This is a genomic window from Rheinheimera pacifica, assembly GCF_024809855.1.
In the GTDB taxonomy this organism is placed as follows: domain Bacteria; phylum Pseudomonadota; class Gammaproteobacteria; order Enterobacterales; family Alteromonadaceae; genus Alishewanella; species Alishewanella pacifica_A.
In genome coordinates this window covers 23,199-34,485 of record NZ_JANUEM010000021.1, presented here as the reverse complement: position 1 = coordinate 34,485, position 11,287 = coordinate 23,199, and the positions used below count along the sequence as shown (strand labels likewise).

Annotated in this window: 10 protein-coding genes; all 10 read right to left on the bottom strand. The window is 43.3% G+C overall.

What is annotated here, in order from left to right; genetic code table 11:
- Positions 1 to 25: 25 nt before the first annotated feature.
- Positions 26 to 1,333, bottom strand: a complete 1,308-nt coding sequence (locus M2404_RS19100) for a type IV secretion system protein (RefSeq protein ID WP_259241502.1) — start codon at positions 1,331 to 1,333, stop codon at positions 26 to 28.
- A complete protein-coding gene (locus M2404_RS19095; RefSeq protein ID WP_259241501.1) occupies positions 1,330 to 2,043 on the bottom strand; it encodes a TrbJ/VirB5 family protein in 714 nt (237 codons plus the stop codon). Before M2404_RS19095 ends, M2404_RS19100 begins: the two co-directional genes overlap by 4 nt.
- A 7-nt stretch (positions 2,044 to 2,050) precedes the next feature.
- Positions 2,051 to 2,344: a DUF2921 family protein gene (locus M2404_RS19090; protein WP_259241499.1), complete on the bottom strand. Its 294-nt coding sequence runs from the start codon at positions 2,342 to 2,344 to the stop codon at positions 2,051 to 2,053.
- Entirely contained in the window at positions 2,344 to 4,773 is a 2,430-nt protein-coding gene (locus tag M2404_RS19085; RefSeq protein ID WP_259241497.1) for a TraG/VirB4 family ATPase, read from the bottom strand. The genes M2404_RS19090 and M2404_RS19085 overlap by 1 nt, the downstream gene beginning before the upstream one ends.
- 1 nt (position 4,774) lies before the next feature.
- Positions 4,775 to 5,029 carry a VirB3 family type IV secretion system protein gene (locus M2404_RS19080; protein WP_259241495.1) on the bottom strand — a complete coding sequence of 85 codons (255 nt, stop codon included), beginning with the start codon at positions 5,027 to 5,029 and terminating at the stop codon, positions 4,775 to 4,777.
- Positions 5,029 to 5,340: a TrbC/VirB2 family type IV secretion system protein gene (locus M2404_RS19075; protein ID WP_259241494.1), complete on the bottom strand. Its 312-nt coding sequence runs from the start codon at positions 5,338 to 5,340 to the stop codon at positions 5,029 to 5,031. Before M2404_RS19075 ends, M2404_RS19080 begins: the two co-directional genes overlap by 1 nt.
- A gap of 77 nt (positions 5,341 to 5,417) precedes the next feature.
- On the bottom strand, positions 5,418 to 6,359 hold the full coding sequence (gene trbB, locus M2404_RS19070) for a P-type conjugative transfer ATPase TrbB (RefSeq protein WP_259241493.1): 942 nt from the start codon (positions 6,357 to 6,359) through the stop codon (positions 5,418 to 5,420).
- Positions 6,346 to 6,837 carry a hypothetical protein gene (locus M2404_RS19065; RefSeq protein ID WP_259241491.1) on the bottom strand — a complete coding sequence of 164 codons (492 nt, stop codon included), beginning with the start codon at positions 6,835 to 6,837 and terminating at the stop codon, positions 6,346 to 6,348. The genes trbB and M2404_RS19065 overlap by 14 nt, the downstream gene beginning before the upstream one ends.
- A gap of 7 nt (positions 6,838 to 6,844) precedes the next feature.
- Positions 6,845 to 8,941 (bottom strand): type IV secretory system conjugative DNA transfer family protein, encoded by a 2,097-nt coding sequence (locus tag M2404_RS19060; protein ID WP_259241489.1) that lies wholly within the window; start codon positions 8,939 to 8,941, stop codon positions 6,845 to 6,847.
- On the bottom strand, positions 8,938 to 11,232 hold the full coding sequence (locus M2404_RS19055; RefSeq protein ID WP_259241488.1) for a DUF3363 domain-containing protein: 2,295 nt from the start codon (positions 11,230 to 11,232) through the stop codon (positions 8,938 to 8,940). Before M2404_RS19055 ends, M2404_RS19060 begins: the two co-directional genes overlap by 4 nt.
- Positions 11,233 to 11,287 lie beyond the last annotated feature (55 nt).

Genomic DNA, 11,287 nt, shown 5'->3' with positions numbered 1-11,287 from the left:
TGTGCAGATAAAAGAAATTGTTAATTTAGAGCGATGGCTTACCCGACTGGAAATGTCCAGAATCTGAAGGAGTCAACCTGGATGCTGTAGCCGCAACACTTGCCGCCTTATGTGCAAAGCTACCTTTGGGTTTCTCTGGCTTTTTGTCTTGCTCAGGGGAAGCTTCTTTTTTCATCCCTGGTGTAGCAGTCCCCCCGGTTCCCTGGTAACCCCCCAAGCGACCCTCTTTAGCTGCACCTGAGAACTTACTTTTCAACGCTTCACCCCCTTTGCTTGCGGCAGAGGAAACAGAATTGCCGACATATCCTGCAGCTCCTTTTATCGCCCCACCTACTGCATCACTAGCTCTACCCATTGGGCTTGATGAAGTAGACAGCGCTGATGCCATTTGAGCCCCCTGCTTGGCCGCTGCGCCTACAGAGGTTGCTGTTTTTGCTGCAGCGCTGGTAGCTTTTAAGGCTGCACCACCCGCTGCGCCTGCAGCTACTGTGCCTGCCGCAGCTACTCCACTGGCGGCAATTGCAGCCTGAGTAAAATCGGTTGCGCTTAGTGAAGGACTTCCACTTACTATACCAGCTGCGATTGTCCCCGCCTTTAAAACCAGCATCATATAAATAACACTGGAGAATGTAACAAGCATCATTTGATAAAAGGTAGGCTCACCAACTATTGAAACTGATTCCATAAGAGGAAATGAAATAGAGAGGATGAAAGCCATTGTTCCAAGCTTAACGCCGTACATCATTGGCGATTTTATTGCGCCCTCACTGAGCCAAGCTGTTTTCTTGTAGGCCGCGAAAGCAAGCATCAAAAAAGACATTACAGTGGTCACATGAAACTCTATAAATGCTACAAGAACCTGAACTGCTAACCAGAAGAAGCAGAACATTATGATTAATGAGCATAAACCAGCAATAATCACTTCAAAAAAATTTCTGGCGAAATCTATTAGTGACAATTTGTGAATCCAACCCAAAATTGGCGTTACTGCAGTAAGCCCCATATCAATAATCAATGAAGGGTTTTTCATAACATCGACGGAAATACCACTTCTACCAGCGAGTAAGCCGAACATTATAAATGAGTCAATTATTACTTCAGACAGTTCCCGATAATTACTTATCAAAAACACCAAAAACCCAAAACGGAACATTAACTTTAAAGCATCTTCTGTTATTTTCCCGCTACCTAAAGCCCACATCAGCCCAGCAAGAGTCAGCTCGATAATCAATAACTTGTCAAATAGCCATTCAACCCGGCCAGTTACAGCTGTAAATCCTGAACCAGATGCAATGATCAGCCTTTGAAGCAGGTCGCTAAAGATGCCATTCATCTTTTAGTTCCTATAGCCATACCGCCCCAAAACTGTTCTTTCTGTTTACTACCAAGCGCCTTGTTCATATTTTCGTCAGCCAACGCTAAAGAGTGCTGCTTAACGCCCTGGGCCGTCAAGTTCTCCAAGGACTTCATTTCATGAATTAACTGAGCTTGTATTTGCGTTTGCGCTTGTATTGCAGCCAGTGTGCCATCAGCTCTCTGACTTTCATTAACTAAATCGTTTGTACGCTGAAGATCTGCAGCTTGACTTTTTAGCACCGCCAAACTCTCAATTGCATCCCTTGAAGCCTGATGACTTAGTTGCAATCTTGCATTTACGTTATCATAGTAATCTTCGGATGGATCAAAACGTTCAAGGTTATTATAGTTTCCAAACTGCTCGTCATAAATTCTACTCGCCTGCTCAATATTGGCAAATGTAGAACTTGATTTAGAAAGTATACTATTTGCGTTGTAAAGCATATTTTCTAATTCAGCTAACGTGTTAAAATCCAACTTCTTTAAATTTTTAGCATCATTTTCGAGCATGACTAATTCGTTCTGAATCTGCTGTAGTTGATTATAAGCAGTTCTTACTTCGTTAGCATTTGATTGCAACGTCTGTAATGCCGTAAATGTATTTTGGATGAAATTAGATGGATCAAAGACCGGAATGCTATAAACAAAAAAAGGCATTGCAAAAAGTGCTATAATTGCTTTTTTCATACTTCACCTATATTTTAGTTAAATCTTGCAACCTTCTCGTGGCTATAAGGCATAGAATTCCGACAATTATCATATAAACAATTTCGGCCCCCAGTTCGTTTCCACGAACTTTAACAATAGCGATATATGACAATGAATAAGAGATCAACAATATTGCTAGCGCGTATTTTTTTCTGAAAACCACAGCCGGTGCTACCATAAAAAAAATCATGACCAATGCTGTTAATGGAGATAAGTAGTTATTAGCTGATAGCCCAGCCATATTCAAACCAACCATAATTGATATGATAATAATCAACATTATGCAGCCCTCGATGTCGAAATCTCTTTTAAATAATCAGCCTCGTCATTTAGGCCTTTTAATTTTAACCACTCAACAGCGAAGTCTTTGCTACCAACCTTTTGCAGAAGCTCTTTGGCCAACGCAACATTTTCCTTGCCACTAGAGCCAATGAAAGCCAGCTGGACCGGCCCAAGGTCTAACTCAAACATCCTTGAGCCAGCGGGTGATACATAATAGTAATGCCGCTTCTTTGTTGCCCTGGACAGATTTGTTATCTGAGCCGGGTTCAAGCCAAACGAAGCATATAGTGGAGCGCTGAGATCGCTAGTCGCTTCAGGGTTAGGGAGATAAATTCGTGTAGGACACGATTCTAGTATTACGTTAACAATTTTTGATTTCGCTATCTCGTCTAGCGATTGAGTTGCAAAACCCACGCTTACATTTGCATCACGTAAAACCTTTAACCACTCACGGATTCTGCTTTGAAATTGGGCGTTATCAAGAAATAGCCAGGCTTCATCAAGTATCATCATAACTGGCTGGCCCTTAAAGCGCTTCTCTATCGCATGGAACATATAATCAAGAACTGCCGGCACAACTTGGGGCAAGTTCATTATTTTTTCCATTTCAAAGCACAGCCATTTTGAATTAAAGCCAGGATCGCTATTACCATCAAGCATAAAGGCAAAAGGACCGCCCTGTGTGTATGGATTTAATGCAGAACGAATATCGTTATTCTGAACCTTCAATTTTAAAGCGGACAAGGTTCTTAACTCTTCTGGCGAGTTTTTTAAATCGTTCAACGCACTCCAGACAGCATCTTTTATGACCGGCGTTAGCGTTATGTTTTCCTGTTCGAGCAAATTACAAAGCCAGCCGTGAGCCCATGTTTGCTCCGCAATGTCATCTATGTGTCTTAATGGCTGGAATTGAAGGCCGTTTTTATCACCTATTTCGTAATGCACACCGCCTACCGCCAAGGTCGGTACATAAGCAGACATTTTCTTGTCAAAAATAATGACGTCTGCCGACTTGTAACGCCTGAATTGGGTTGCTGCCAGGTTTATAAGTGTTGATTTACCGGCGCCGGTAGGACCCAAAACAACGAAATGGCCAACATCACCTTCATGCGTTACAAGCCGGAACGGGGTTTCCCCTCGCGTTTTACCAATAATTAATGGTACATCGTTTAAATGTGTGTTTCTTTGATGCCCCGCCCATACATTTGACACAGGCATAATGTGGCATAAGTTAAGGGTGTTTATCATTGGGGCTCGAACATTTGAATATGTATTCCCAGGTATTGCACCTAAGAAAGCCTGCACAGCATTTGTTGTTTCCACAATACAGGTGTAGCCAAACCTCTCAATTATTTTTTTTACAGCTTCAATTCTATCTGAAGCCACGCTCAAATCCTTATCCCACAACAACAACGTACCCGTGTAATAACCGTGAGATACAGCGTCACGCTTTGAGAGTGCAATACTGTCATCTACTGAACCGGCTTTATCAACAGCATCCTGATCTACACTGCTGGATAAGTTAAGGCCTAATGCTTCCCCTGCAATCGCCCAGATTGACTTTCTCTTACTGAACCATTTATTTCGGTATGTTGTAAGTTCTTTTTCAGCAGCATCTGAGTCTAACGCTATGTAGCGGCGGGTGAAACGGTATTCTATATTAAGATTGTCAAGCTCACTTAGCACTCCCGGAAACTGACTGTCAGGGAAAAATCGGATCGTAAGAGCTTTGATAAAATGGTCACCTAGTTTAGGCTCTAACCCAGTTAAAACCCCTTCATCAACTAACAAAGAATCCAGATAAAAAGGTATGTCTGGCATAGCTACTTTTGCTATGTAATTTGTAGAAACAGTGTTGTGAAGATAGGCGAGTAATTCTCCTTCTTTCAACAACTCACAACTGCTAAATACTGAGGCTATGTCAAGCTGCAGGCTCTTTATCTGACTGGTGAAAAAGTCAACGTCAGCCCAGCGGTTGATAGAGCCTTGCTTTACACTGGAGTTCTCAATTAAACGGTTTCCAGCGCTTTTTGAAATATCACTTGGCGGTAACCATACGAACGTTAGGGTGTCCTCAGTTTCATAATGCCGAGTGCCCTCCTGAAACCTTATTCTCCGCTCTTCGTCGATCAGCAGCGAAGCAGGATCAGGGAACATAGAATTGGGGTATTCTACGGTTTCCCTGCGCCTGGTATCACTCAGCAATGCCCAACCTGAACCTAACCGCCTCAGCGTATTATTTAGGCCTGCAACAACAGCAATCATATATTCTGGTGTTACCGAGTCCAAATCATGGCCACGAATACGGAAAGATGACATCAACGTGCCTGTTTTATTCAAAACGACATGCGGGCTGACTAGCCCAGCCCAAGTAATTCTGCTTGAGAACTGCTCTCGCTTCTTTCTGTGTTCGCTTAATTTGTACATGCTAAGGCTCTAAGTAATCAGGCTCTTCAAAATGCCTGGGGATAACTGAAAAAAACTCTGGGTCTTTCTTTGTTGCTATAGCAAAGATAATCCACAAAACAACAATAATTGGTATCATCCACCATTGCTTTAGGACCACAAGAAAGTTAAGCCCTAAAACGCCTAGAAGTACCGCGACCTTTCGTGGCACCCCGCCGAGTAAATCAGGCTTTGTTATTGCCTGATTTACTGGCACTTCCCATCCTTCAGGTGCCATCAGATAACTAAGCCGTTACCGAAGCCAAACAAAGGCAAGCCCCAGGTTACAGCGCCGTAAGCAATTGATAGGCCCAAGCCCACTTTTGCGCCTTTTTGTACAATATCCCCACCTAACCCCATAGCTACGCCTAGACCTGTACCTGTGAGTGCCACCACACCAATACCTTTTGCAACTGGCCCCTGCACAGAACGAACTATCCGATCAAGTGGCCCTTCCCAGGGCATACCTGCGTTAGCGGCTAACACATCGACTGACACCAAGGCTATGACCACAAGGCCAGTAAACTTTAAAATCGTTGACATTTTCATTATTATCTCCTGAAATACTTCTGTGTATTAATGTATACACGGCGGGATTATAGTTTGTCAATTTATAAAAATCTACCTTATTCTAATAGCTCATTGACTTTATAATCAGTGCCGTCATGGCCGCACACTTCAGCTATTGAAGTAACACGGCGAGCGCCGCCCTCTACTTTTTCCATAAATATGACACAATGAACTGCTTTATATATTAGCCGCTTAGGTGGGTTATCTATTGATTCCGCTACTAAATCTTCAATCCGAGATAGGGCATCAAGAGCACTGTCGGCATGGAGAGTCGCTAATCCTCCTGGATGCCCTGTATTCCATAATTTCAATAAACCGTGTGCTTCTGCGCCTCGCAATTCTCCAACGATTGCGCGGTCTGGCCGCTTACGCAGGACGGACCTCACTAACGCAAGCAAGTCAGCGCCAGGGCAAACTTGCAGTTTTTGATAATCCTCCGCTCCACACTGTAGCTCCGGTGTATCTTCAATAATGATTAACCTATCCCCGGTCTTGGACATTTCAAGCAGGACAGCATTACTGAAAGTAGTTTTACCGGAGCCTGTGGAGCCGGATATCAGTATATTTCTCTTTTTCGCCACCAGCTGTCGTATGATGGCAGCCCCACTCTCTGTTATGTTCCCCTGCCTCACCATATCATCCAGGCTGTAGATGATCGTGGCCTGTTTTCTCATGTTAAAGTGGGGCGATACGCAGGCGGGCGGTATAGCGCCAGAGAACCGGGCATTGTTAATCAGCAGCGTAGCGTCAAGCAACGGGTTGTTTTCGTCTACAATTTTATCAACACTTCCGGCAATGGTTGTGATGATGTTTTTCGCCCTTTCAGGGCTAATGCTTATGTCCGTTAACCACTTGCCTTGCTTTAAACTTTCAGCGAAAAGTTTACCGTCAGAGTTTAACCAAACTTCAATGACATCCTCACGATTGAGCAACTCCAGTAATTGGAATCCCAAAGCATCTTCCAAGGAATGTATTCTGTAAGCATTAGCTTGCATCATTTCCATCCTCACTGAACAGCTCTTCAGGGATCTCTTCTCTTAAGATAAACGCGCCTTGCGTAATGGTTTCAAGGTAACTATTACCGGCCGTTACATTGTTAGTCACTGTTGACAGAAACTGATTAAAACGTCTTTCCTGGATCTGTAGTAGTTCTTCGCGTTGCTCTGCCGGCACTTGTGGTTGATAGATAAACCAGTTCTTAACGTATGTGGCTATCATCTGAGTGGCTATATCATTACCAATAGCTATATTAGACAAATCTCGCTTTAATGAATTTAACCGCTTAAGAATTATGTCCTCTGTCGTTTTTCTACCTGCAGGATTAAAAAATTCAACCAGCGCTTGCTCAACAAGCTGATTTAAACCGTATCCTGTCCGTTTTGATTCCAGCTCAAGCATTTCATAAATGTTTTGTGAAATTCTTGGGTGAATCTGCTTTCTCTGCCCTTTCTGGGTATTTTTTGGTGCTGCTTTCATGTTACCTCTACCAGGATATATCGTTATCTAAATCTGACTTCTCTTTACTTTCTAAACGCCGCTCCTCTACTCGCTTACTAGATTGGAGCGACATTTCGCGTCTAAATGTTTCATCTTCACTGTTGTCTTGCTCTACCTCAGGGGCCACTTCAGGGCGAAGCTCCTTAGCGACTTTTTCAGCTGGTTTAATTTGTTTTTCAGTATCTTCACTTTGCCCTACCGGCACCATAACCTCACCAGTCTCATCTTCATCTTCTGATGGTGGAACGGGTTTGGCTATAATGCAACCTAACCACGGGTTCTCAGTCTCAGCTGGATAATCTTTGTAGGTCCCATCAACAGGAATAGGCGGCAGCATTCGCGGCATAAATAATGGATCTTCGTAATATTTGATTTTATTGGCAATGACTGGGTAGAGGCCGGATATCAGGATAATTTTCTTTGTGGCAGGAAATTGCAGGACTTCCCCAGGCGTTAAGAGTTTTCTTTGGGCTTCTTGCGCTGACACTGTTACGTTCTTCAGCAACCATGCAAGGCGGCCGCCAGAGAACATTGAGTTTCGCCGCTCTTGTGTTGTATCACCGAGCATTTCAGATATTTGTTTTGCACCATCTATATCTTTAGGGTTTGGCGTGTAAAAAACTGTTATATGCGCAGCTTCCATTAGAGCGCTGTTCCGGCCATAAACATTACTTACCTGCGCTAGACTCTGCGCAATTAGCATTGCTTTTATACCGTACCCAGCCAAAAAACCTAACGATGTTTCAAAGAAACGCATGTGGCCAAATGCAGGCAACTCGTCCATTAACATCAACAAATTATAAGGGTATGGACTATCTTCATTCCCAGGGGTCAAAGGTACATCAGTTAGTTTTCCTAGCATATTGAGTAACAGCCTAATCAGCGGCCGCAACCGTTTAATTTCATCAGGAGACACCACTACGTAAAGACTTACGGGCTTATCTGCTGATACAATATCTTTTATCCTAAAATCTGATCGCGAAGTAACTTTTGCCACCGTCGGGTCACGATATAACGATAAATAATTCATTGCAGTTGACACCACCCCAGAAAGCTCATTATCGCTTTTATTTAGCATTTCTCTGGCGGCACTAGATATCATCCTGTGAGGTCTACTGCCCAAGTGCGAAGTAGACATCATGATATAGAGTGTATACCTGATATCTCTTGATGGGTCAGTTAAAAAATAAGCAACACCTTCAAGCGTCTTATTTTCTTCAGCATACAATATGTGAAGTATCGTGGCGGATAGCAAAGTTGCTGCAGCTTCATCCCAGTGGCTTAACTGATTTTTATCTCCATTGGGGTCAACTAAAGTTAACGCAATATTCTGAACATCCCTAACTTCGTAACGCTCACCTTTACGAACTTCAAGCAAAGGATTCCAGCCGGCGCTTTGTGGGTCTGAAGGGTCGAAGCATATACAATGGGAAAATTTTGACCTGAACCCAGAGGTGGCAAACCAGTTCTCCTTTTTAATGTCAGTAACAACAACACTGTTTAGCCAGGAATACAGTGTTGGAATAATAATACCAACACCTTTCATGGCCCTCGATGGGGCAATAACCGCTATATGCTGAGGCCCGGTATGCCTGAGTATTGTTCCATCATCAAGCTTCCCAAGAACAACGGTGCGACCGATATCTTTCTGTGCCTTCTTTCTGACTGCAGGCCGAATGGAACTCAAAGCACCTTCATTGAAAACTAATTCACTCTCCTTGACCTCTGAATCTAAAGACCACCTTGAAGTACCGTAAGTTGTTGGTGCTGCATCCTCACGGTGCCGCAGAATACTTAACCATACCGTAGAACAAAAACATAAAAATACAGATACCAGTAAAGGTATAAACGCATAGTAAAACTCTTCGTGGTATATATCACTAAAATGGACAAGCCAGGACCAGATACTAAGAGGTGAATAAATCGGATAATCGTAAAGATAGAATGAAGGAACTCCCAACTCCCCATTAACAAGCCCGGTTAACAAAACAAAGAGCTGAGTGCTTACCCAAAAACCTACAAATAGGAGAAAGACAACTGCTACAATCTGCGCCCAGAAAATCTGATACCCTTTCACTTTCATCGACCAATTCCTTTCTCAAGCAATACGACTTTGCTTTTTGCCGGTAGAGACAACTGCGGCGAACCGATGTCTCTAAACTCATTCACTATCGACACCCTTTTCCCCACAAAGCTTTCTGGAGATTTACTAACCCTAGCTAACGAATAGCCTGTTTTGTTATCGTTAGCCACAACGATAAACTTACCAGTATCAATTTCAACGAAACCTTTTACGTATCCTGTTGCCTGGCCCGTACTGATTTGTAATGGCAGTTCAGAATTCACACCTTTAATGTTTAGCGCCTGATTACGAAGGTCGTTCTCTCTCAATGTGTCAAGTAGGCGCCGAACAGGTCTAAACGTATTCCCCTTAAATGAGCCTAGTTTGTTTTCAACTAGGTACGTTTGCCGGGCTTTAACCGCTTTTGCCAGTTCGTTGCCAAAACCTTTAGAAGCAGTATGGTCGTAATCAGCCAAGCCGAGTATGTATTTATCTAAAGTTGTCACCCCAGAACTAGAAACGGTTTTATCCAGGGAAAACTTATCTGCCTTAGAAATCTCAATTCTATTACCAACCTTGGCAAATATATTCTCGTCGAACTTTTCAATCTTTGATGTTAGATCTGTTGGCACCTTCCAATTGTCAGCGGAGAACTCAGCAAAGCCTTTAGCGCTCAGAGTCCCCATTCGCTTAACGTGTGACTCAACAAATCTATCAAGAGGTTCACCATAAAGTTTTTTAGTATCAGCCGCCCAAACTTTAAAACCTGCGACATCAAAACGGCCGTCAGTCAATTGCGCGTATGCCTGTATATTTGCATCTGCTTTAGTTAAGAATGGCTTTGGAGGCTGAGCAGAAACACGAACGATACTACCTACCGAGAGATCAGATGGAGCCTTACCCCGCATTGGCACGTAATGAACCTTACCATCAGCTCCTGACACCAATATGAACTCTTTTTCGTATAATTCATCATGCATCCCTCTTTTAACGACCTTTCCAAGAACAGGCCGGGTCTTAACCGCACCATCCATAAAAACTACGTTTGGGTAGCCGTGTTGAGACATTTGCTTGTAAATATCATGTCTTTGGCCTAACTTCATCAGCGAGCTTTTCCAGCCTGCCTGGAATGAAATATCACCGTCTGCCCCACGCCTTGCCAACCCAAGATCCTCTAAAGTCTTAATTCTCTTTACTGAGGCATCCAGTAAGCGCTTATCCTCAATAGTGTAAAGATCGGATACCTGAAGCTTTGGTGTTGCTTTTCCAACAATCCTCTCTTCAATCAACTTGTCGAGCTTGGTATAACGCTCAGCCATTATGCTTTTGCTTACGTCTTTTATCAGGTCTAATTCACTACGAGGACCAAGCTCCTTATCAAGAATTTGGACCGCTCTATTTCTAACGCCATGCTTGATGTAGTTCGGATGAATAACCAAATCTGTTCCATCATCCCTAACACCTCTCAAAGTGAGGTGAGTGTGGGGATTATCTGTGTTGTAATGATTAGCACCAACCCAATCTAGCTTAGTTCCAAGATCATTCTCCATCTGCTTAACAAGCTGCCGAGTAAAAGCCTTAAGGTCAACTTGAGCTCCATCTTCAGGTGATAAAATAATCCGGAACTGCCGCTTATCTCCAGCGGACCTTTTCACAAAATCTGCTGCTTTAGTAGAGTCATTTTTGTCATCAAACAACACGCCATGATCGTACTGTTCAGCTTTGTCATTCTGCTTGTATTTAAGATGGGCCTCTGTAGTGTTTCCGTCCAAAATCTTGTCTTGGCCATCCTCTGGTAAGAGTTCTTTTTTTTCATCTAATTTGTCCTCTACATCCAGCCCGTTATCTTTATCTATTTTCTTAGCAGGCCTGTCTTGTACATAGCCAAGGTGCGATGCGGTAGAACTTATTGAAGAGCCATAACCTGCAGTTTTAGATCCACCTTGAGCCCTAACCGAACCTACTGACGATTCCCCACCGACAGGTAAAGATGAACTAACCCCGCCGCTCGTTGAAGGTGGCGATGGTGTGAAGTCAACATACCGCATTTTCACTATGACATTACGCGACCAGCGGCCTGGTTCAGGCGTTGCCGCTCCTGCTGATATTGATGTCCAACCGCCTTTTACCACGTACTTATTCTGCGGCCCCTTACCAGCTTGAGCTTTAGTTTTATGATTAGCAGATTGAATCCCTCCAGCCCTTCGCACAGCGGATCTTACTTGGACTGTGACAGGCCTTTCATTAGCCCGTTTCATCCTCGCCCTTAGTCTATCCAAGGGATCTGCATTCTCATTTTTGATCTCTGTCATAGCTCTACATTCTTGTTAAAAATCACTTTTAGTGTATTATATATGTGTATACAAA